The sequence below is a fragment of the Marinobacter sp. UBA3604 genome, assembly GCF_002375325.1.
Lineage (GTDB): Bacteria > Pseudomonadota > Gammaproteobacteria > Pseudomonadales > Oleiphilaceae > Marinobacter > Marinobacter salarius.
In genome coordinates, this window is sequence record NZ_DFMB01000037.1 from 60,623 (window position 1) to 83,770 (window position 23,148).

The 23,148-nt window shown below is 56.8% G+C and carries 17 protein-coding genes and 1 riboswitch; of the genes, 12 read left to right on the forward strand and 5 right to left on the reverse strand.

Annotation, left to right across the window (positions count from 1 at the left end; all coding sequences use genetic code 11):
* Positions 1-170: 170 nt before the first annotated feature.
* The 3 genes from B2590_RS10975 to B2590_RS10985 all read right to left on the reverse strand — a co-directional run bounded on the left by B2590_RS10975 (position 171) and on the right by B2590_RS10985 (position 5,270).
* Entirely contained in the window at positions 171-794 is a 624-nt protein-coding gene (locus tag B2590_RS10975; protein ID WP_273063210.1) for a DUF2931 family protein, read from the reverse strand.
* Positions 795-806: 12 nt separating this feature from the next.
* Positions 807-2,690: a phospholipase effector Tle1 domain-containing protein gene (locus B2590_RS10980; protein WP_286847945.1), complete on the reverse strand. Its 1,884-nt coding sequence runs from the start codon at positions 2,688-2,690 to the stop codon at positions 807-809.
* Between the two features lie 114 nt (positions 2,691-2,804).
* Positions 2,805-5,270, reverse strand: a complete 2,466-nt coding sequence (locus tag B2590_RS10985) for a DUF349 domain-containing protein (RefSeq protein WP_286810197.1) — start codon at positions 5,268-5,270, stop codon at positions 2,805-2,807.
* A gap of 185 nt (positions 5,271-5,455) precedes the next feature.
* On the opposite strand from B2590_RS10985, the gene B2590_RS10990 reads away from it, so the two are divergent.
* Positions 5,456-5,923 carry a regulatory protein RecX gene (locus B2590_RS10990; protein WP_085681149.1) on the forward strand — a complete coding sequence of 156 codons (468 nt, stop codon included), beginning with the start codon at positions 5,456-5,458 and terminating at the stop codon, positions 5,921-5,923.
* Here the strand turns inward: B2590_RS10990 and mltF are convergent.
* Positions 5,918-7,312 carry a membrane-bound lytic murein transglycosylase MltF gene (gene mltF / locus B2590_RS10995; RefSeq protein ID WP_319830334.1) on the reverse strand — a complete coding sequence of 465 codons (1,395 nt, stop codon included), beginning with the start codon at positions 7,310-7,312 and terminating at the stop codon, positions 5,918-5,920. The two genes, B2590_RS10990 and mltF, sit on opposite strands and share 6 nt — an antisense overlap.
* Positions 7,313-7,847: 535 nt before the next feature.
* On the opposite strand from mltF, the gene purL reads away from it, so the two are divergent.
* Both purL and B2590_RS11005 read left to right on the forward strand, forming a co-directional pair.
* Positions 7,848-11,753, forward strand: a complete 3,906-nt coding sequence (gene purL, locus B2590_RS11000) for a phosphoribosylformylglycinamidine synthase (protein WP_127400898.1) — start codon at positions 7,848-7,850, stop codon at positions 11,751-11,753.
* Positions 11,754-12,219: 466 nt separating this feature from the next.
* Positions 12,220-12,531 (forward strand): YqfO family protein, encoded by a 312-nt coding sequence (locus B2590_RS11005; RefSeq protein ID WP_127400899.1) that lies wholly within the window; start codon positions 12,220-12,222, stop codon positions 12,529-12,531.
* A gap of 20 nt (positions 12,532-12,551) precedes the next feature.
* Here B2590_RS11005 and B2590_RS11010 read toward each other — a convergent pair whose 3' ends face one another.
* Positions 12,552-13,100 (reverse strand): NUDIX hydrolase, encoded by a 549-nt coding sequence (locus tag B2590_RS11010; protein ID WP_036206490.1) that lies wholly within the window; start codon positions 13,098-13,100, stop codon positions 12,552-12,554.
* Between the two features lie 102 nt (positions 13,101-13,202).
* Between B2590_RS11010 and B2590_RS11015 the strand changes: the two genes are divergently transcribed.
* The 9 genes from B2590_RS11015 (at position 13,203) to B2590_RS11055 (ending at position 23,131) form a co-directional block, all read left to right on the forward strand.
* Complete coding sequence (locus B2590_RS11015) at positions 13,203-13,790, forward strand: NUDIX hydrolase (RefSeq protein WP_041334654.1); 588 nt, start codon at positions 13,203-13,205, stop codon at positions 13,788-13,790.
* A gap of 196 nt (positions 13,791-13,986) precedes the next feature.
* Positions 13,987-14,679, forward strand: a complete 693-nt coding sequence (locus B2590_RS11020; RefSeq protein WP_036206493.1) for a GntR family transcriptional regulator — start codon at positions 13,987-13,989, stop codon at positions 14,677-14,679.
* A gap of 15 nt (positions 14,680-14,694) precedes the next feature.
* Positions 14,695-15,120: a cobalamin B12-binding domain-containing protein gene (locus B2590_RS11025; protein ID WP_127400901.1), complete on the forward strand. Its 426-nt coding sequence runs from the start codon at positions 14,695-14,697 to the stop codon at positions 15,118-15,120.
* A gap of 60 nt (positions 15,121-15,180) precedes the next feature.
* The gene (locus B2590_RS11030) at positions 15,181-16,602 is read left to right on the forward strand and encodes a phenylacetate--CoA ligase family protein (protein ID WP_041334660.1); all 1,422 of its coding nucleotides are present in this window, start codon (positions 15,181-15,183) and stop codon (positions 16,600-16,602) included.
* Positions 16,603-17,583, forward strand: a complete 981-nt coding sequence (meaB, locus tag B2590_RS11035) for a methylmalonyl Co-A mutase-associated GTPase MeaB (protein WP_082040558.1) — start codon at positions 16,603-16,605, stop codon at positions 17,581-17,583.
* Positions 17,570-19,267 (forward strand): methylmalonyl-CoA mutase family protein, encoded by a 1,698-nt coding sequence (locus B2590_RS11040; protein WP_286810196.1) that lies wholly within the window; start codon positions 17,570-17,572, stop codon positions 19,265-19,267. Before meaB ends, B2590_RS11040 begins: the two co-directional genes overlap by 14 nt.
* 42 nt (positions 19,268-19,309) lie before the next feature.
* Positions 19,310-19,867 carry a cob(I)yrinic acid a,c-diamide adenosyltransferase gene (locus B2590_RS11045; RefSeq protein WP_286810195.1) on the forward strand — a complete coding sequence of 186 codons (558 nt, stop codon included), beginning with the start codon at positions 19,310-19,312 and terminating at the stop codon, positions 19,865-19,867.
* A 28-nt stretch (positions 19,868-19,895) separates the two neighbouring features.
* Positions 19,896-20,915, forward strand: a complete 1,020-nt coding sequence (gene cobD, locus B2590_RS11050; RefSeq protein ID WP_286810194.1) for a threonine-phosphate decarboxylase CobD — start codon at positions 19,896-19,898, stop codon at positions 20,913-20,915.
* Between the two features lie 47 nt (positions 20,916-20,962).
* Positions 20,963-21,164, forward strand: a riboswitch (cobalamin riboswitch).
* A 155-nt stretch (positions 21,165-21,319) separates the two neighbouring features.
* A complete protein-coding gene (locus B2590_RS11055) occupies positions 21,320-23,131 on the forward strand; it encodes a TonB-dependent receptor plug domain-containing protein (protein ID WP_199448829.1) in 1,812 nt (603 codons plus the stop codon).
* Positions 23,132-23,148: the final 17 nt, after the last annotated feature.

The window sequence follows — 23,148 nt, forward strand, 5'->3', positions numbered from 1 at the left end:
CTGAAGAGTAGCGTCCTGGCTACCCGTGTGCCCGTGGTTAAACGTTGTTCAAAACTAACGAACCTAGCATGGTCGGTACCACATAACGCCCGCTATCACCGGTGACAAAACCGCAGCGAAGCGGAGGGTTTGGCATCCGGTGCATGGCATTGTGGTGACTGACTCCTAAGCTACCAACCTTCATATCGAATTCCATGTTCTTCCAAGTAATCCCCATGTCTTTCAAGGTAACTCTCGGTGCGGAGTGTGTAATCCTCTCCCTCCTTTTCGTGATCATACGGCTTGGCCTTGAAACGCCCAACTTCGATAGCATTCTCATGCCGGTTCATAATCCATACCACAACCGTTCCCCCCGGAGCCAAGCCAAGAACCAAAACGTCTCGCGGACGCTCTACTATCTTGCCATAGGCTTCAAATGAGACAGTCTCCTTCATTTTTTCCTCGATTTCATCCGGGTTTTCCAGCCGGATCAAAGCCTCATAGGATTGCTGCTCCGCGAACGAGAACCAACGAATTAAAAAGACCTCTGGCATGGTTTGCCAATCCGCCATTGCCCCAAACGGTTTGTCCCAGCAACAGGACACGATACCAATAGGTGCCCGCCACCCAATGTCTTTGGAAAGGGATTCGATGAAAAACTTATCCACCCATACATCGTAGTGTTTCGGTGCCACGACGCCGATACTTCGGTGGGTGCCATTGGGACCATATTTTTGCCCTTCTGATTCCGTTGATTCCGAACACCCGGCCAGCACCAAAATACAGAGACTGACCACCCAACCCTTGATACTCATAGAAGTCTCCATTTATTCACTGATTTTATTCGGGTGAACAGCCCGACAGCCATTTTTCGCAGGCCTGAACGGGTAAAGCGGCCCCATTTCCAGATAATGATCGGAATGATGAATGTACCGTTGCTTGAGCAGGGCTTTGGATTCAGGAGACAGCCGCAAGTGTTGGCCGTGCCAGACGTGAGCTGCGAGGTTTCTGGCAACAGTTACAAGTTCTTGAGGTAGAGAATAAGAAGCGTCTGTCGGATCAATTTGATCAAAAGGCACACCGGCATCGACAGCCAGCTTGTGAATCAAGTACAGGGGAATTCTGGAGTATTCGCCCCGAACTTCCCGATCAAGCCAGAGGTGCAAAGCGACATTGTTTCCGCTCAGGCTCGGCTGAGTGGGTAGCATGGGCAAGCGTTTCTGTTCAATCTCGAGGGTCGCCAACGGATTGTGCGGTCCGATACAGCCCTCGGCCTTGATCAGGGCTCGTTCCTGCAACATGCGAGAGAACTCAAAACTGGCCTCTGGATTTCGACGATCCTTGCCCGTGATTACCAACGGCGGACGCACTTCAATTCGCTCGTGAAACCGTTCTGGATACCCGCCGCCAATGTCCGAGTGAGCGCCGGGCAAAACCCATTCGCCAAAATTCCCAGGTAAATTACCCGATTCACTTCGCAGGCTGTTTAACGAGAAGTTGTGGCGGCGCTCATCCCGGGCCACAAGCTGGACCGCCCGCTGAACATGCTCTGGTTTTACATTGACATTGATACGCCCCGTTTTTCCGTCGTGAGCGGAGAAATCCAGATTGCCGACATCGGCAACGCCGGCAACGGTGTCGAATAACCCCAGGAACCGAACCGCCACATTCTTGGGCCACGGGACGCCTTCCCGCTCAAATGCCCTGACCAGTGCTCCCTTGTATTCGCCATGCAAGGAACCTGTCGTATCGTATACCTCCCGGCTGACAAAGTGCCGTGCCGTCGCGGCACCCCGACTAAAACCAAAGACATCCAAAACGAGCTCATCTATTGGCTCGTAAACAGAGCGAGTCAGTTGTAATACGAAGTCAGCGGCACCTTCCTCAATTTTTCTGAGGATGCCCTGTTCCCCAAGACCGAACCCCATACTCGAACCATCGTCGGGCTCACCGAACTTGGTACCCACTCCTGACACATAAACAGACAGCCGGTGAGTTGGGGTACCGTCTTGCTCTATGGTGTCCTTAAAGTAAAGCGTTTCCAACTTCGAGATGTTGGTTTCGGCATTGAGGTAACTGCCTTCCATCACCTGCGAGAGTTCATTACTGCATTCTTCTTCCGAGATGGCTCCGGCGGCATTGGCGGTCAGGCATTTGTCAAGCTCCTGCTGGTAAGCGCGGGTGTTGCCACGGTTATTGCCTGTGCCATCAAAAAAGAATCCTGCCTCTACCCGGACTTTGGGGCGCTCCTCTTCTTCGGGCGGATCATCCGGTGATTCGTCCGGCAAACCTTCATCAATCAACGCGCCTTTCTGCGCAGCCTTGCGCACAAACTCCTGTGGATCTTTGTTCAGCAACTTTTTTGCGGCAGGGGTAAGCTGACCTTTGTCATCCAGTGCCCCAGCCATGGCGAAGTCCACTACCGGTGCGGTGGTGGTGGCAACACCCAAAATCACTCGTGGATTGCCGCTGACAATGGAACCACCATGACTGGTGGGGCTGCCAAGGTAGGCCACCGGCATTCCATCGGCCAGTGCCAACGGGTAGCCCTGGGTAATAACCGCACCGCAACCGGTGACATCGCCCACCCGGGCAATGGGTTTACCTTCCACAAGAATGCTGGAGCCGTTTGGCATGATGGGGGAAGAGCCGTGCCCTTTGATCGGGCAAACATGCATGTCGCCGACGCAGGCGGCAATCAGATTGCTCATAGTCAGAGTTCCTTTCTCTGATGAGTAGCGTCCTGGCTACCCGTGTACCCATGGTTAAACGTTGTTCAAAACTAACGAACCTAGCATGGTCGGTACCACATAACAACAGAGCTTTTAGCTCTCGCGCAGTACAGCCTCCAACGCCTTGCCAAGCCGTTCAGCCAGGGGCTCACTGACAACATCCACTGGTTGAACCACACACCAGTTGGCAACCAGCATTTCCAGTTGCCTTGATTTGTCGCTATCCGAAGAAGCGTTGCCCATGCCTTCGGCAAGTCGCTGTACCTGAATTTCCATGCGACGGCCCTGGTCTTCCGCCGGTGACGGCACTTCCGCCAGTATCTCCGCCCGAATCACCAGTTCTACCGGGTCTGGCTGGCCCACATCGGCAGCCAGACCGGCCCAATGCTGTGGCAGTGCCTCGCTGTCCAGGGTGCTTGAACTCCGGGCGTTGATCCAAGTTTTCCAGGTATCTATCTGATCCTGCAGCTGGCGGGTCGAAACCAGCCCTGAAAGGCGACTGCGTTCCTGGCTGACTCGCTCTTTGCTGCCCGCAGACAATGGCTCGTTTCTGAGCGAGTCAAGTTCAGCCAGTGTCGCTTTGAGCACATCAAGGCTGCTATCGGAGCCCGCCGATTGGCAGGCTTCAAGCACCGGCCCCGCTTTTTCATCCGCCTCACGGGAAAGCTGTTCCTGCTCATTCTTGCGGGCATCCCTTTGCGCGAAGATCTGGTCGCAGGCTTTGCGGAACGCTTGCCACAGTTTTCGGTCTTCGCGGTGTCGGGTAATGCCAATGCTCGTCCACTCTGTTTGCAGGGCTTTCGCCTGGCTCATGGCATCGCCCAGGGGCTCGTGTTCAATCAGGGCTTCCGCTCGCTCAACAATGCCCTGTTTAAGAGCTTCGTTCTTCTTACGCTCGGTATCCAGCGGCGCCTCGAGCTGTTTCAGCAGGTCGTCGAACCGTTTCTGAACCGGGCGATTGTCGCGAAATTCCACGGGCCAGGCCGCTTTCCACTCTTCACGTGCGGTCTGGTGTATGCGTTCGGCCGCTTTCCAGTCAATGTTATTCCAGTCGGCGTTGTCGAGGAATGTGCCTAGCTGATCGCAAATCGTCTTGCGGGTTTCCAGGTTTGCCTGTTTCAGCCCGGACTTGGCAGAGAAATAGGCCTTGCAGGGCTCATACGCCTGATCCGAGGCCTGCTTGAACCGTGACCACAAGTCGCGATCGGAAGAACCTCCCAAACCCCGCCACTCATTCTGCAGTTCCTTGATTCGCTCAGCCTTGGCTTCCGGTTCCATGGGCTGGTTTGCCAGGTATTCCATCTGTTCGCAGAGCGACTCCTGTTTCGGGCGCGTTGCAAAGCCCTGCCAGTCTGTCAGTTCGCGAAGCTGGCCTCCGAGCAGGTGCATTCGTGGTTGCAGTGATTTGCCGTGGCGATGATCAAGGCCTTTTGCGAGTTGTTGTGCGGCCTTGAAGTGCTGGCGGGACTCCTTCAACTGCTTGGATTCGAGAGCTTCCTCCAGCTTATCCAACACCTGCCGAAGCGAATCAGCCAAGGCCTTCTGTTCTTCCGAGTCTGGCTTGTTGGTTTTTGCAGGGCGGGGTTTTCCCGCAAGGCGATCCAGAGCGTCCAGCACGGTGGGGCGCCTGAAATCGCGGGGCCAGTCGACGGTTTCCAGTATCGCACTGGCTTGGTCGGTCTGCTTGCTATCATCGGTGTCACTGCTATCGGTGGCCTGCAGTGTCATGATCTCGTCGCGGTGCTGGCCGAGGCGCTTGACTGCGGATATATAACTTCGCAGCGACTGCATCAGGTTCTCGTAGGTTTTCTGTTCCTGTTTCTCCACCTGGGTGTCCCGGGTGGCTTCCAGCCAGCGGTTCTCCTGGGTTTTCTGCAAGGCATCCAGGGAGGCCAGGGAGGGTTCCAGGTCCGGATCCTGATGTTTCAGTTCGTCAAGGGTGTCTTCCAGTAAGGACAACGTTTCCGCCCGTTGGCTCTTTTGCTCTTGCTGATGCCTCAGCTGATCCTTTTCGGCCTGCATCTCGCGCAGCCGTTCGCGGCATTGGTGAACAGCCTGCAGGAACTCCGTGGTTTGTTCCTGTGAGGCCTGAGCTTCAACATCAGCCCACTTTTGGAGGAGTGCGTCCAGACGCGCCTCAAATAACTTCGTGTCGTCGCTGCGGGCCTGCTCAACCGCATGACGCACGATGGTTTGAATGGTTTCGGCCAGTTTTCGTTGTCGATCTTCGTCGTCGCGAATACGTTGCAGCTTCTGGCGAACGATTTGATAGACCCCTTTGTCCTTGCCTTTGGCAAGCTTCTGGACGCGCTGCAGGGTGGCTTTTTCTGTCAGTGCTTCCGCCGCCTCGCTGCGTATACCAGCTGTCAGGCCGCCAATGGCCAGTTCCTCGAGTTCGCCTTCGGACGGGTTGGCTTTCAGTGCTTCTGCCTGCAGCTCTCGTTGGTCATCCTGCCTGCTTGTCTTGTCGGCCTCTTCCTTCGTAGCTTCCTTGCGAGGGGTAACGGCAGTCGCGGTTGCTTTGCGATTTCCAAACAGTTTCTGGATGAATGCGGCCATGGGGTTATCCTTTGATATTGAAACCAGTTCCCGGTGCCGGCAAAGTAAGCAGGCACCAGCCATCGGCGTTGTCCGGAGTTCCGGGTGCCGGGTACGTCAGCTGATCGATCCATGGAATTGAACGGTCAGCTGTATCAGGTGGGGGCTAGTCTAGCGTTTTGTCGGCATTTGCGGGAAGAGTCTGAATGGGAAAAGCATCAAATCCGGAAGATCAGGACCACAAGGCGCGTTCCGCCGCGTTGCGACTGCTCGCCAGACGGGAGCACAGCCGTTTGGAACTCGCGCTTAAGCTCAAGCAGAGGAAGATCGAATCGGATGTTATTGAGCAGGTTCTGGACGACTATGAAACCGAAGGTTGGTTGAGTGATGAGCGATTCGCGGAGGTCTATGCCCGGCAGCGGATGGATCTGGGCTACGGGCCGCTGAGAATCCAGGCTGAACTCCAGCAAAGGGGTATCCAGGAGACGCCGTCCTGCGTCCGGGAAATGAACGACACGGACTGGTCCGACCGGGCGACGCTGCTTCGGGAGAAGCGGTTCGGGCTCAGCGATATCCGCGATGACTGGGATGAAAAAGCTCGCCAGGCCCGCTTTCTTGCCCGTCGGGGGTTTTCCTCCGAGCACGTGGAAAACGCGCTTGAGCAACGGCTATAGCGTTGGTGGGACGAAACCGAATTCCTCTGGCAGCGACGCCCTGATGTCGCTGTTGTTTTCCTTGCCATCGACGGGCCCGACAATCTTTTCCATACCCTCCAGCTCTTTGAACCAGGGCTTTTCCTCAGTTTCCGCTACCTTTGTTGGCTCCGTCAGCCAGGCCAGGAAATCGTAGTAGCGGCGTATGTTCTGAACGTAAATCACCGGTTCATGCCCCCTGGCGTAGCCAAACCGCGTTTTGGAATACCATTCCTTCTGGGCCAGCAGAGGCAGGAATTCCTTGACGTCCATCCAGCGGTCAGGGTTTCTGCCGGCCCCCTCGGTCAGTCTGCGGGCATCCTCCACGTGCCCCCAGCCAACGTTATAGGAGGCGAGGGCAAACCAGGTCCGGTCCGGTTCGGGAATGCGATCGGGGACCCGGCTATGCACGATGGTGAAATACTTTGCGCCACCCTGGATGCTTTCCTCGGCATCGAGACGATTATTGATGCCGATATGGCTGGCTGTGTTCCGCGTTAACATCATCAGGCCGCGAACACCGGTCGGCGAGACTGCATTAGGGCGCCAGTGGGACTCCTGGTAGCCCATGGCGGCCAGCAGTCGCCAGTCCAGTTCGTAGGTCTTGGCGTAATCGCGAAACAGGCTTTCGTACTTGGGCAGGCGGTTTTCCACGTGATGAACAAAGGTCCGCGCGCCAACATAGTCCAGGCGGTCGAGATGACCGTAGAATCGCTCGGAAATATGCGCCAGTGTGCCGTCGTCCCGCAGCTCCTGAATAAACTGTTCTGCGGCATTGGCCAGACTCTGGTCCTGCTCGCTGGGAAAGAGCCACAGTAATGGTTCGGGCTCTCCGAGGCTGAACGCGCTCTTGACCTTCGGGAAGAACACATGGTTCAGCTCGAGTTCGTTGGAGGATACGATGGCCAGCGGGAACTCGCCGGACTCCACGCGTGAGAGGATGCCAGCCGCGTCCAGGCCGGCGTGCATGGTCCACTGCAGGCCGCTGTTGTTGGCGCTGAACTGTTCCAGTTGGTGTTCGTGATTGCTGTCCGCCACCAGATGAATAGTCTGCCCCTCAAGATCCTCCAGGGATTCCGGGCGGTCAACTTCGCGGTTATAGACCACCACGGATTCGGCTTCGATGCCGTTGGCAACCTTCTGGTAGCGCTGCTGAAAATCGGGGCGCGAGGACAGCCCTGCCAGACCGATGTGGGCGTAGTCCTGATCGAGTATCGACAGCACGCTGGTGTTGTCCTTCGCAACGCGAACCTTGAGCTCAACGCCCAGGTCCTCTGCGAACAGGCGCGCCAGTTCGTAGTCATAACCAGTGGGGCCATCACGGCCTTCAAAATAAACCGATGGCGCATTCCGGGTGATAACGTGGAGCACACCCTCGGAACGGATCTCCTGAAGAGTGCTTGGCCTTGAGCATCCTGCAACTGTCAGGATTATTGACAGTAGGCAGGTGTATTTCGCGATGGCCGTGTACGGCTGACGACGGTTCTTAGGCAAATTCCTGAACTCCCTTGATGCAGGACGCTGAGTGTTACGGTGTTTCCCCTGATGTCCGATCACTCCCTGCTACCTCGCTCGCACTTCTTGCGTTACTAAAAAGCAGCAAGTGGCATGCCAGCACAGCTTTGGGGAGTTTAACCGATGTTCACTCAATACGGAGCCTCCCTGGCTCATCTGTAATGATCCCCGGTCGTACTGGGGTGGTCAATGAATCTGCTCAGTTAATGTGCAAAACAATGTAAATTATAGCGGCCGGTTTATAACCTTTTGACGCTGTATCCCGGTGCGTGTTTCAAGTATCATTGCGGCCTTTCAGATGGCCGGCCTTTTCCTGTTTGCCTTGTACTCCGTCGATACGGAACACAGGATGCTGCACCGGCTCCCAGTCTCGCGCGTACAGGTTTTGATCATGCTTGAACTTCGCGGCGCTCCCGCGCTCTCGCCCTTTCGTTCCCGCAAGCTGCATACTCGCCTCCAGGACATCGTGCCTGCGGTGGAACATGTGTATGCCGAGTTCATGCACTTCACGGATCTTGAATTCCCGCTGTCCGAATCCGATCAGGCGGTACTTGATCGCCTGCTGACATACGGTCCCAGTGTTTCCGCCGAAGAGCCTGATGGCGTACTTTTCCTGGTGGTTCCGCGTCCGGGCACCCTTTCACCCTGGTCAAGCAAAGCGACGGACATCGCCCGCAACTGTGGCCTGCGGCAGATTCGGCGGATTGAGCGGGGTATCGCCTATTACGTGAAAGCCAATCGCAAGCTGAGCCTCGAGCAGCGGGAGAAGATTGCGGCGTTGCTTCACGACCGCATGACCCAGAAAGTCTTCCACGAGATGGGCGGTGCGGAATTGTTGTTCCATACCGACGAGCCGCGCACCCTTAACCGTGTTCCGGTGCTTTCTGGCGGGCGTCAGGCACTGGTAGATGCCAATCGCTCACTGGGCCTGGCGCTGGCGGAAGACGAGATCGATTACCTGGTGAAGGCCTTCTCGGACCTGGAACGTGATCCCACCGATGTTGAGTTGATGATGTTCGCGCAGGCCAACTCGGAACATTGCCGCCACAAAATTTTCAACGCCTCCTGGGATATCGACGGCGAAGGGCAGGAGAAATCCCTGTTTGCGATGATTCGCAATACCTTTGAGATGAACAGCGAGGGCGTACTTTCCGCTTATAAGGACAACGCGTCGGTCATCGCCGGCAGCCGTGGGGGGCGTTTCTTCCCGGAGCCCGAAACCGGTGTGTATCGCTATCATGAGGAAGATATCCATATCCTGATGAAAGTGGAAACCCACAACCATCCGACCGCGATAGCGCCGGCGGCTGGTGCTGCAACCGGTTCTGGTGGTGAGATCCGTGATGAAGGGGCAACCGGGCGTGGTTCCAAGCCGAAGGCGGGCCTCAGCGGGTTCACGGTATCCAACCTTAACATCCCGAATGACCCGCAGCCCTGGGAACTTGGTTACGGGAAGCCGGAACGAATTGCCTCGCCTCTGGATATCATGATTGAAGGTCCCATTGGCGGTGCTGCCTTCAACAACGAGTTCGGCCGTCCCAATCTCGCCGGGTATTTCCGGACCTTTGAGGAAGTGGCGCCCGGTGCCGGTGGCGAAGAGGTACGCGGTTATCACAAGCCCATCATGATCGCTGGCGGCCTGGGTAATATCCGGGCGAACCATGTGGAGAAAGGCAATATTCCTGTGGGGGCCAAGTTGATCGTCCTCGGGGGCCCGTCCATGCTGATTGGTCTGGGCGGCGGCGCTGCATCGTCCATGGATTCCGGATCCAGCAACGAGAACCTGGACTTTGCGTCGGTCCAGCGGGATAACCCGGAAATGGAACGTCGCTGCCAGGAAGTGATTGATCGTTGCTGGCAAATGGGCGACGACAATCCCATATGCTTTATTCATGACGTAGGGGCCGGCGGCCTGTCCAACGCCATGCCGGAACTGGTCAAGGACGGTGGTCGCGGTGGCCGTTTCGAACTGCGTGACATTCCCAGCGACGAGCCGGGCATGTCGCCCCTGGAGATCTGGTGTAACGAATCCCAGGAACGTTACGTGATGGCGGTGGCGCCGGAGAACCTTGAACAGTTTGATGCCCTTTGCCGCCGTGAGCGTTGCCCCTATGCGGTGATCGGCGAAGCCACCGAGGCGCACCATCTGGAACTCGGGGATTCCTATTTCGACGATCGCCCTGTTGATTTGCCGATGGACGTGCTGTTCGGAAAGCCGCCCCGCATGCACCGCAGCGTGTCACGCTCCTCATTCACCAAGCCTATTTTTGATTCCACAAAGATTGATCTGAAGGATGCGGTAAGCCGTGTTCTGAGGCTGCCGTCCGTGGGTTCCAAGAGTTTTCTGATCACCATTGGTGACCGGACCATCACCGGGCTTGTCGCGCGGGACCAGATGGTGGGCCCCTGGCAGGTGCCTGTCAGTGATGTGGCAGTTACCTCGTCGTCTTTTGATGTGAAAACAGGCGAAGCCATGGCCATGGGTGAGCGCACACCGGTTGCGGTTATCGATGCGCCCGCATCCGGGCGCATGGCAGTGGGCGAAGTGATTACCAACCTGGCGGCCGCCCCTGTCGCCAAACTGTCAGATATTCGGCTGTCCGCCAACTGGATGGCCGCGGCAGGGCACCCGGGTGAGGATGAAAACCTCTATGAAACCGTTCGTGCGGTTGGTATGGAGCTTTGTCCTGCACTGGGTATCACCATTCCGGTGGGCAAGGATTCCATGTCCATGAAAACGGTCTGGGAAGAGGATGGCGGCGAGCAAAAAAGTGTTACGGCACCGTTGTCGCTGATCACCAGCGGTTTCGCACCGGTGACGGATGTGGACAGAACATTGACCCCTCAGCTGGCGACAGATGCGGGGGATACGGATCTGATTCTGGTTGATCTTGCGGCGGGACAGAACCGCCTCGGTGGCTCGGCACTGGCGCAGGTCTACCGGCAGGTGGGTGCGGTAGCACCGGATCTGGACGACCCGGAAGACATCAAGGCGTTTTTCGCGGTTATCCAGGGCCTGAACGCAGACAGCAAGCTGCTGGCGTATCATGACCGTTCGGATGGTGGCCTGTTCGTCACCCTGGCTGAGATGAGCTTTGCCGGGCACACCGGTATCGACATCAAACTCGATGGTCTTGCGGAGGATGCGTCCCAGTTCGCTCGTGAGCTCTTCAATGAGGAACTTGGCGCCGTGATCCAGGTTCGTCGGGAGGATACCGGGTTTGTACTACAGCAGTTTTCGGCAGCGGGTCTTGGTGACCACACCTCAGTGATCGGTACCGTCAATCAGGACGACCACATCCGCTATACCTTTGAGGGACAGTCGGTCATATCCCGACCGCGGGCGGACCTGCAGCGTCTTTGGGCGGAAACCAGCTATCGCGTGCAGTCGCTCCGTGACAACGCCGATTGCGCTCAGGAGGAGTTCGACAACCTGCTGGACAGCAGTGACCCGGGGCTTCACGCGGAACTGACGTTCGACCTCAGCGACGATGTTTCCGCGCCATACATCAACACAGGGGCCAGGCCTCGGGTGGCGGTGCTGCGGGAGCAGGGTGTTAATGGACAGGTTGAAATGGCCGCCGCCTTTGACCGTGCCGGGTTCGAGTCCGTGGATGTTCACATGAGTGACCTGCTCTCCGGCCGTGTTTCCCTGGAAGGGTTTAACAGCATGGTAGCCTGTGGTGGCTTCTCTTATGGGGATGTTCTGGGTGCAGGTGAGGGCTGGGCCAAGTCCATCCTGTTCAATGATCGGGTTCGTGATCAGTTTGCCGCATTCTTCAACCGCCAGGACACCTTGGCACTTGGCGTTTGTAACGGTTGTCAGATGCTGTCCAACCTGCACGAACTGATTCCCGGCAGTGAAGGCTGGCCGCGTTTCGTACGTAACCAGTCGGAGCAGTTCGAAGCCCGGTTGGTGATGGCGGAGGTGCCCGCTTCTCCGTCGGCGTTCATGGAAGGCATGGCCGGCTCCAGGATGCCGATAGCGGTTGCCCATGGTGAGGGCAGGGTTGAGTTCCCGGCTGGAACGTCTGCAGGCCAATTGAGTGATAGCGAGCTGATTGCGCTGCGCTACGTGGATAACCGCGGCGAGGTCACCACACGTTACCCATGGAACCCTAACGGATCTGAGGCGGGCATAACCGGTGTGACCACAAGGGATGGACGGGTCACCATCTTGATGCCCCATCCCGAACGGGTATTCAGAACCTCCCAGCTTTCGTGGCACCCTGCCGATTGGGGTGAAGACGCGCCATGGATCCGAATGTTCCGTAATGCGAGGCGTTGGTTCAGCTAAAGCCATAGCCTGAGCTAAAAAAGCCGGCCCCGGACGCACCATAAAGGTGACTCCTCCAGGGCCGGCTTTTTTGTTTCTGGCGACGGGAGTTTCAAGAATTTTCAAGGGAAATTTTTGTTTATAAGTGCGAAAATCCCCTTGACTCAAACGGTTTATGCACATTCCCGGTGCCATGCTGTGTGCAATGTGCACAAAGCACTGGGTTTAGGTTCATTTTTTGTTCGACAACTATAACTATATGAAATATAAGAACTTAATTAAGTAGGTGAATTTGTCGCCAATTTAACAAAAGTGCAGTAATTCCGGGGGATGGGGGCATGTTCCCCAAAACTTTCCCCAGAGTTATCCACAGATTCTGTGGGTAAGTGGCTAAATGCTTAATCTGTACAAAAATTATCCGTTGGAAGGGTGTCGGAATGGCCCGATTCTGTTCTGACACAACGGTGTTCAAGGGAGGATCTGACGAATGTACAAGATGTGTTATTTCGTGCCTGAGAGTCATCTTGAAACGACCAAAAGCGCCCTTTTTGAAGTGGGTGCCGGGCGTATTGGAGATTACGATTGCTGTGCCTGGCAATGTAAAGGTCAGGGGCAGTTTCGTCCGCTTGATGGCAGCCAGCCTTTTTTGGGCCAGGCAGGGGAAATTGAGCGGGTGGACGAATTCCGCGTTGAGTTGGTGTGCAAGGACGACCTTATTGAGGCGGCAGTTCGAGCGTTGAAACAGGCGCATCCATACGAAGAGCCCGCCTACGAGGTGTTTCGGATGGAAGCGCTGTAGCGGCGGCCGGGCGTGGATATTTAGGCACGAGGCCCCATCCGGTACCGAATGTCGTCCACATGCACTGGGAAGTGCTCATTGCGAACGTCTTCCACATAAAGCTCAAGGGTGCGACGGACAGTGGGGAACGACAGTTCATCCCAGGGAATGTCTTCCAGCGCAAACAGCTGGGTTTCCAGCGACTCTTCGCCGGCGCCAAAATCTTCGCTGGTGAGGGTGGCGCGATAGAACATGTGCACCTGATCAATGTGTGGCACATGAATGATGGTGTAGAGGTTGTCCACTGTCACTTCGGCAAGCGCCTCTTCCCGGGTTTCCCGGGTGGCCGCTTCGAGGGTGGTTTCCGAGTTTTCCATAAACCCTGCAGGCAGTGTCCAGTAACCATAGCGGGGCTCGATAGCACGGCGGCATAGCAGAACCCGCCCTTTCCAGACGGGAACCGTACCGGCGACGATGCGGGGATTCTGGTAGTGTATGGTTTCACAACTGATGCACACGTAGCGGTGGCGATTGTCGCCTTGGGGGATGCGCTGTTCGACAGGGTGGCCGCATGTGCTGCAGTATTTCATCTGTTTCACCATATACTGGACAAATGTGTGTTGGTAGCAAGTGTAACTATCTGCGCTGCCGGTGTCTCATTCAACAGTCAGAAGTCTTAACGGAGCCGTGTTTTGCGCGACCTTCTCACCAAACGCCTGTCAGGCTATGTACCCCGTTTGTTGACATTGGATTACCCCGAAGCAGCCGTACTCGTCCCGGTCACTAATGACCATGGAAACCCTGAAATCGTGTTTACCCTGAGGTCGGAAAACCTGAGTACCCACCGGGGGCAGGTGTCTTTCCCAGGCGGCCGGCGCGATCCGGAAGACCATTCCCTGGCCGATACCGCGCTGCGCGAGACCCACGAAGAAATCGGGCTGCCACCCGACCAGGTGGAACTGATTGCGCCGCTGAGCCAGGTCATGTCGCTGCATCAGATTCTCGTAACGCCTTACGTAGGGGTGATACCCGGCGATCACCCTCTTCAAGCCAATCCGGCGGAAATCGATAGTATTTTCCGGGTGCCCATTGAGTTTTTCCTGGACGATAATCGAGAGCGCACAGATCCGCTCAACTTCCTCAACAATACCTTCTATGTGCCCTGTTATCGCTGGGAACGCTATCAGATATGGGGCCTGTCTGCGGTCGTTCTGGTGGATTTTCTCAATGCGGTTTACGACGCCGGTATTGATTTGCTGGAGCCACCGCCGAAACGCTGAACAGCGTCTCCTGATCCCTCCTTTCGAGTTCTCCTTTTATCAGCGGGCCCATTTCTTGGGCCCGCTGACGTTTTATGTGCCCCCTGAATGATCAAGCATTAGACAAAGGTCTAATATGATTATAAATCGATCAGGTATTACATGTTGAATACTGTATGCAAACGACAAAAAGGAGTTGCGTCGTGGGGTGCGATCAATGAAAAAAATTCAGACCGAAAAAAACTTGCCGGAGTTGATCTACGACTCTGTGGTCAATGCGATCGTTGAAGGTTTGCTTAAGCCGGGTGAGCGGGTCACACAGGAGACGCTGGCCGAGAGGCTTGATGTGTCGCGGTTGCCGGTAAGCCAGGCTATGCAGCGTCTGCGTGATGACGGGTTTCTGTCAGCGGTAGGGCGTCGGGGCCTGATGGTGTCGGTGCTTGATGAGAGTTTTGTGGCGCAGCTGTACGAATTCCGGTGTGGGATCGATCTGGTGAGTGCCGGGCTTGCCGCCCAGCGAGTGGATGCCGGGGCGCGAAAACGAGGTGAGGACATCATTGCCGAAGGTTTCGCGGCAGGGAAAGCGCATGATCTCCCCGCTCTGATCGATGCTGACATGCGCTTTCATGGCTTCATCTACGAGCTGGCGGGTAACACCTTTATCCTTGATTCAATGGAGGCGCACTGGAACCACGTAAGGCGCGTCATGAGTGACATTCTCATTGTCGAGAAAAACCAGAAACAGATCTGGGAAGAGCACGAGGCAATACTGAACGCGGTATTGGCCGGTGATGCACGGACAGCTGAAACACTTGCCAGAGAGCATGTGGAAACCGCATCAAAATGGCTTCAGAAAGAGATTCAAGTCTGCCGTGAACCCCTGAAAAGAAGCGGGAGCACGATTAGTTAATCCAAGGAGAACGCGATGCAAAACAATGACAAAAATGCAGCTGTGATTCGGGTAATGTTGGCAAAAATCGGTCTGGACGGTCACGATCGCGGCATTAAAGTGGTCGCTCGTGCACTGCGTGATGCCGGCATGGATGTGGTCTATACCGGACTGCATCGCACGCCTGAGGAAGTCGTGGACGCTGCCATTCAGGAAGACGTGGACATCCTCGGCATCAGCCTGCTGTCCGGCGCGCACATGCACATTTTCCCCAAGGTACTGGAGCTCCTGAAAGACAAGGAAGCCGAAGACATGATCGTTGCCGGTGGCGGTGTTATCCCCGACGACGATGTCAAAGAACTCTACAAGATGGGCGTCCACAAGATTCTTCTTCAGGACACTCCGCCACAAGAAATCATTGATTCGTTCCGGCAGATGGTCGCAGATCGAGGTGCCCGTTAGTCAGGGCCCTGGCCGCAGATTTCCTCAGACGACAACCAATAACAATATCAGGAGTCTCCGATGGAAGAGTGGAATTTTCCCCCCAGTTATCGCAACGACTATTTTCCGGACGCGAACAGTCCCTACTGGTTCCGGGACCGGGAGACGATGGACCCGGAAAAACGCGATGAGTTGATTGTTGCGCGCATCCGCGAGGTGATGGCCTATGCCTACGACCACTCGCCATTTTACCAGCGCAAATGGGATGAGGCCGGTATAAAGGCCAATGACATCCGTACCCTCGCAGACTTCGAGGAAGTGCCCGTCGTCACCAAGCAGGAGCTGCGCGATTCCCAGGCGAAAAATCCACCTTTCGGGGATTACCTCTGCTGCCCCGAAAGCGACATCCATCATATTCACGGCACTTCTGGTACCACCGGCCGGCCGACCGCATTTGGCATTTCCAGGCGTGACTGGGAAACCATTGCCAACAACCATGCCCGGATCATGTGGGGTATGGGGTTGCGCCCCGGTGATACGGTATTTGTGGCGGCGATCCTGAGCCTCTACATGGGGTCATGGGGGGCGTTGATCGGAGCTGAAAGACTGGGTTGCAAAGCCTTCCCCTTCGGCGCTGGTGCGCCCGGGATGACTGCGCGAGCGGTAACCTGGCTCGGAATGATGAAGCCAGCCGGGCTCTATTCAACGCCGTCTTACGCGTTAAGACTGGCGGAAGTGGCCCGCGAGGAAGGGGTAGACCCGAGAGAATTCGGCATCAAAGTGCTGTTCTTCTCCGGCGAACCGGGAGGCTCGATTCCGTCCATCCGCGACAAGATCCAGGAGATCTACGGTGCCAAGGTAGTTGACTGCGGAACGATGGCAGAGTTGACCCCCTGGATGCATGCCTCCGGCAGCGCAGACACCGAGGGCATGCTGCTTTGGCAGGACATTGTCTACACCGAAGTGGCAGACCCAAAAACCAATCGCCGGGTGCCATACGGCGAACAGGGAACGCCTATCTACACGCACCTCGAGAGAACGTCCCAGCCGATGATCCGGATGGTTTCCGGCGATCTGACCCATTGGGTGATGGAAGACAATCCCTGTGGTCGCACCTATCCCAGGCTGCCAAAAGGCATCTACGGCCGGATTGATGACATGTTCCAGATCCGGGGTGAAAACGTGTATCCCAGCGCCATTGCGGAAGTTCTGGAAGGCCTGGCTGGTTATGGCGGCGAGCACCGGATCATCATTTCGCGCGGTGGCTCTATGGACGAGCTGGCGGTAAAAGCGGAGTTTAACCAGGAGGTCGCAGGCAAGGGGCCGGATGCGGTCAGATCCCTCGGTGAGAAGGCAGAGGCTGAACTGAGCCGGGTTCTGGGCGTGCGGGCACGGGTTGTCATGGTTGACCCGGATACCTTTCCTCGCACGGACTTCAAAGCCCAGCGTGTCGTTGATGACCGGGACCTTTACCAGAGCCTCAACCAGAAGCGAGGAGGTTAAATGATTAACCGCATACCCTCGATGAAGCTCGCTGAACGTGTGCGGGAAGGGCATCTTCGCGCCATCGCCAGACTTATTACCCGCGTTGAAAGCGGCGGTGATGCTGAGGTGCGCGAAGCCCTGGCCGAGCTTTACAAAGCGACCGGCAACGCCCATGTGGTGGGTATTACCGGTGTGCCAGGAGCCGGGAAGTCCACCCTTGTCACGCAACTGGTCCATGAGTACCGGGCCAGCGGTCGCAAGGTCGGCGTTGTTGCAATTGATCCCTCCAGCCCGTACTCCGGCGGTGCGATCCTCGGTGACCGTATCCGCATGGGCGACCTGGTGTCCGACCCCGGCGTTTTCATCCGCAGCATGGCCACCCGGGGAACCCTGGGCGGCCTCGCCAGGCCAGCCCTGGATGCGGTTGATCTTCTGGATGCAGGCGGCTTCGACGTGGTCCTGATCGAGACGGTCGGGGTGGGGCAGGACGAGGTCGATATTGTCCGTGCCGCCCACACGACCGTGGTCGTCAACGCGCCCGGCCTGGGCGACGACATCCAGGCCATCAAGGCCGGTGTTCTGGAGATCGCCGATGTTCATGTGGTGAGCAAGGCGGACCGGCCGGATTCCAACAAAACCATTCAGGAACTCAAGGCCATGCTGATGATGAGCCTGGAGCCGGGCGAGGGAATCTGGCGGGTGCCGGTGGTGCCCACCAGTTCCGAAAAACATACCGGTTTTGACGACCTGATGGCTGCCATTGATCGTCACGCTGAGCACCTGGAAAAAAGCGGCGAAATCACCCAGCGGCGGCACCAGATTGCATTAACCCGGGTAGTGAAGGTTGCTGAAGAGATTGTCCGGGATAATTTTGCACGTGACAGCAGGTCGCAGACCGAAGAGCTGCTCAAGAAGGTTACCCAGCGCGAACTGGACCCCCATGGAGCCGCAGTAACCTTGTTAAAAGCCATGAAGGAGACCATTCATGAAGCGCACTGACCAGTATGACCCCGCTGCACTCAAGCACATTGAAAAAGAGTTCGACCAGTGGGAACTGAACGAGGTGTCGTCCTTTATCAAGCGGGCGCCGGAGAGCAAGACGGAATACACCACCGCCTCGGGAATGCCGACGAAACGTACCTACACGCCACTGGACCTGAAGAATACGCCCTTTGAGGATATTGGTTTCCCTGGGCAATACCCGTTTACGCGGGGGCCATACCCCACCATGTATCGGGGCAGGAACTGGACCATGCGCCAGATTGCCGGCTTTGGTACGGCAAGGGAAACCAACGGTCGCTTCAAGTACCTGATCGCCCAGGGCCAGACCGGTCTGTCCATCGACTTCGATATGCCGACGCTGATGGGTTACGACTCCAGCCATGCCATGAGCCAGGGTGAGGTGGGCCGAGAAGGCGTTGCCATCGACACCCTTGCCGACATGGAGGAGTTGTTCGACGATATTGATCTGACCAAGATCTCGGTATCCATGACCATCAATCCGTCCGCCTGGATTCTCTATGCCATGTACATCGCCCTGGCGCAGAAGCGGGGATACGATCTCAATGACCTGTCGGGCACCATCCAGAACGACATTCTCAAGGAGTACATTGCCCAGAAAGAGTGGATATTTCCGGTGCGGCCGTCGGTTCGCCTGGTGCGGGACTGCATCCAGTACGGCTCCGAAAACATGAAGCGGTACAACCCTATCAATATCTCCGGCTATCACATTTCTGAAGCCGGTTCGACGGCGGTTCAGGAAGTGGCGTACACCATGGCAACCACCATGGAGTACGTCAGGACCGCCATCGACGCGGGCGTGGACGTGAATGAGTTCGGGCCACGCCTGTCCTTCTTCTTTGTCAGCCAGGCGGATTTCTTCGAGGAAATTGCCAAGTTCCGCGCAGCCCGGCGGGTTTATGCCAAGATCATGCGCGAAAAATTCAACGCCACCAAACCCGAGGCCAGCCGGCTTCGTTTTCACGCCCAGACTGCCGCGGCCACCCTGACCAAGCCGCAATACACCATCAACCCGATCCGTACCGCGCTTCAGGCACTGTCTGCGGTACTGGGTGGCGCCCAATCCCTGCACACCAACGGCATGGATGAAGCGTTCGCCATTCCAACGGAAGAGGCGATGCGTATTGCCCTGCGAACCCAGCAGATCATCGCCTACGAGACCAACATCACCCAGGTGGTGGACCCATTGGGCGGTTCCTACTATGTCGAGAATCTTACCGATGAGATCGAGAAGGAAGTCTGGAAGATTCTCGACGAAGTGGAAGAGCTCGGTGGCACGCTGCAGTGCATCGACGACGGCTACTTCCAGAGGGGCATCTCCGATTCCGCCTACGATTTCGCGCTGCGCAAGGCCAGCGGTGAGCGTCCGGTTATCGGCGTCAACATGTTCGTGCAGGACGAAGAGGATGTTGAAATCGAAACCCATCCCCACGATCCGGAAACCGAACGCCGGCAGATTGAACGCCTGAATAAGGTCAAGGACAATCGCGACGAGGAGAAAGTTCAAAGCATGCTCAAGCAACTGAAAGAGCAGGCCGAGGACGAATCGGCCAATCTCATGCCCATCACCATCGAACTGGTGAAAGAGGGCGCCTCGATGGGCGATATTGTTGAAACCCTGAAAGGGATATGGGGAACCTATCGCGAAAAACCTGTAATCTGACCGGCTTTGAATACTGACAGAACCGGTTCACGGGAGACATGAATGGTCAGGCTCACCAAGATCTATACGAAAACCGGAGACAAGGGCGATACCGGTCTTGGCGACGGCAGCCGCGTCGCCAAGCATGACCTGCGTGTGGAAGCCTACGGTACGGTGGATGAGGCCAACGCAGTGATTGGTCTCGCGCGACTGCATGTGGACGACGAACTGGACGTGATACTGGCACGCATCCAGAACGACCTGTTTGATGTCGGGGCGGATCTGTGTACCCCGATCGTGGAGAACCCGAAATACCCGCCACTGAGGCTTGCCGAGGGCAAGACCGTTGAGCTTGAGCAGGAGATCGACCGGTTCAACGCGGATATTCCGTCGCTTCGCTCCTTTATCCTGCCCGCGGGCAATGCGGCCGCAACGTATCTACATCATGCGCGTACCGTGACGCGGCGCGCTGAGCGTATCATTGCTCAGCTACAGGAAGAGCAGGACATCAGCCCGTTGGTTCTGGCATACATGAATCGGCTGTCTGATTTGCTGTTCGTCCTTGCCAGACACGCCAACAACCAGGGTAAGGACGACGTGCTTTGGGTGCCGGGAAAATAATGCTGGCCCGAGACCAGGGTATTGAAGCGTGAATTTGTCGCCGCTGGAACATGGAGGCCGGCTACGGGCCGCCGCAAAAACGTGGGGCACCCCGCTGGATCAATGGCTGGACCTGTCCACCGGTATCAATCCGCATGGGTGGCCGGTTCCGGCGATCCCGGAAGAGGTCTGGCGTCGCCTGCCGGAGCCAGACGATGGCCTGGAGCCACTCATCAGGCAATGGGTGGGTGCACCGGATGGCGCCGCATGTATGGCCCTGGCTGGTAGCCAGGCGGCAATCATGCACTTGCCCCGTTTACGAAAGCCGTGCCGGGTAGGTGTGCCCTCTCCGGGGTACCAGGAGCATGGTCATAACTGGGCTGCTGCCGGTCATCGGGTGATCGAGATTGGCAATGATCAGCTAGAGGAAGATGACGAAAGCTGGCTGGACGAGCTGGACGTGCTGGTGTGGATCAATCCAAGTAATCCCACTGGCCAGGTTGTTGATCCGGACCGGTTGCTGAGCTGGCATCAGCGACTTCAGCGTCGTGGTGGGTGGCTGATTGTAGACGAGGCGTTCGTCGATGCCACTCCGGAACTCAGTGTCGGGCATGCGACCGATAAACCCGGTCTTATCGTCATGAGATCCCTGGGTAAGTTTTTCGGCCTGGCGGGCCTGCGGGCCGGGGCTGCGGTGGGAGACCCGGATATTGTTCGCCGATTGAGCGCAGTGATCGGGCCCTGGTCAATCAGTGGCCCTGCGCGATTTATCATGGGCCAGGCGCTGGCGGACACCCAGTGGCAGGCGGCGACGATGGAGCGGCTGCACAGTGAAAGCCAGCGGTTGGCGGACTGCCTGTCGCGGCACGGCTTTGAAGGCGTTACTGGAACGGCGCTTTTTAGATACGTTCGGCATGGCCGCGCGGCGGAGTTTGCAGGCGATCTCGCACGGCGGGGAATCCTCGTTCGGGAGTTTGAGAAGCCTGCTGCACTGCGGTTTGGACTGCCCGGCTCTGAACCGGAATGGACCCGGTTAGACCAGGCATTGTATTTGAGTCATCTGTATTGATTTAGCACATAAGGGCTGCTAGTTTGGCGCCCGATTCGATGAACACCGTGTTCAGGTAACGCTTTTTTGCGGTATCCCCGCCGGAAAGCGTAAAACGGGAAGTCGGTTAAAGTCCGACGCTGCCCCCGCAACGGTAAGCGAGCTAAAGGCAATCGAAAAAAGCCACTGTGCGTCATGCATGGGAAGGTGATTGCCCCGGACCGGCCCATCGGCTGATCCACTCGCAAGCCCGGAGACCGGCCTGAATACACACCGGAAGTTGCGGAGGGCGACGGCGGTGGGAGAGTTGCGTCGGTCTCACACCCGTACCCTGACTCGTATCCTGCCTCCCCAATCTCATACTCAAACTCCGCAACACAATAACCATCACGCGGGTGCGCGTGGTTTGCCAGCGAGTGTTGATTATGAGTGATCTGAAATCCGTGCCGGTTCTGTTGTTCGGCCTACCCTTCGTTTTCCTGCCAGTTTCCGACGCACTGGCCGATGAGGAGTATACCGTTGCTGCCCTTGATCCCATTGTTGTAACGGCTACGCTCGGCCCGAAGACCCGGGGCGAGAGTGACTCCTCTGTCACTGTAATTGATGACGAAGATATCCAGCGCCTGCAGCCCCAGACATTTGAGGAGCTGCTGGTGGGCCAGCCTGGTCTGGACATTACCAGCAATGGTTCTTTTGGTAAGAACATCAGCGTTTTCACCCGGGGTACCGGCAGTGAATCCACTGTATTCCTGGTGGATGGTGTGCGCCTTCGCTCCGCCACTACCGGCAGTACCGCCTGGCAATATTTTCCACCACAGATGGTGGAGCGGGTAGAAATTGTTCGTGGCTCCCGCAGTAATCTCTACGGGGCCGATGCCGTAGGCGGTGTTATCCAGGCCTTCACTCATAGTGCAGAAACGGGGAATGAAGGCTGGGTTCAGGCTGGCGGTGGCAACTTTAACACCCAGGAGTATGTGGCCGGTGCGGCCGGTACGGAAGGCCGGATGAAATACAGCCTGAGCGCGAGCCATCTGGAAACCGACGGTACGGCCGTCGTGGAAGGGGGTGAAGACAAAGGCTATAGAAACACGTCTGCGCTTGCGTCCGTTGCTCACCAGTTCGACTCCGGTGGGGAAGCCGGCGTTGTCCTCATGCGTGCCCAGGGCAACACTGAATTTGAGGGTGGTGACACCGATTTTACCATCCAGACCCTCGGTTTCCGCCTGGACACACCCATCAGCGACTATTGGCGCAGCCGCATACTGCTGGCGGAATCCCTCGACGAATCCGACAACCGCGATACCTTCGGCAACAGCACCTTCGATACTAAAACTCGCAGCGCGCGCTGGGAGAATCAGATCAGTATTGGGCGTCACGAATACATCGTTGGTGGCGAACTGCTGGTAGATGAAGTTGACAGTACCACCGAATATGACGAATCCAGCCGCACCAATGCCGCCGTTTTCGGTCAGGCTCTGTTGAATTTCGGACCGACCGACTTTCAACTGAGCTTGCGGGCGGACGACAACGAAGCTTTCGGACGTGAAGAAACCGGCGCCGTTGCCATGGGGGTTGATCTGGACCGGAATCATCGGGCTCGGGTGAGTTACAGTACGTCTTTCCGGGCGCCCACCTTCAATGACCTCTACTTCCCCAATTTTGGTAATGCGGATCTGCAACCGGAAACCGCCGGTAGCGTCGAGCTCGGTATTGGCGGGAATTACACACGTTGGTTCTGGGATGCCGCGATTTATCAGACCGACGCTGATGATCTGATTGTATTTACCTTCAAGGACGGACGGTTTGCACCGTTCAACGTAAACGAAGCACGTATTCGGGGGATAGAGCTGAGTGCTGGTCTGGAATTGGAGGAGTGGACGGTTCAGGCAGCTGCCTCGGTCACCGACCCTCGCAACCGTGAAACCGACAATCGAATTCGTCGCCGTAGCGCCAAACAATTCCGGGTCGATCTGGATCGGGACTTCGGCCGTGTGTCGCTGGGGACCACTGTGAAAGGCCAGGGGTATCGCTACGACGACGCCGATAATGAAGAGCGCATCGCGGGCTTTGTCACTTGGGACCTGCGGGCTAAGTGGGAAATTGACAGCCACTGGACCACGAACCTGACAGTCGACAATGTGCTGGACAGAGAATACTCCACGGCGCAGCGCTTCGACGGACGTGCATACATCGCCGCTGGCCGCACCGCAATGTTGACGATTCGCTACGACCTATGATCAGCCATGGTGAGAGG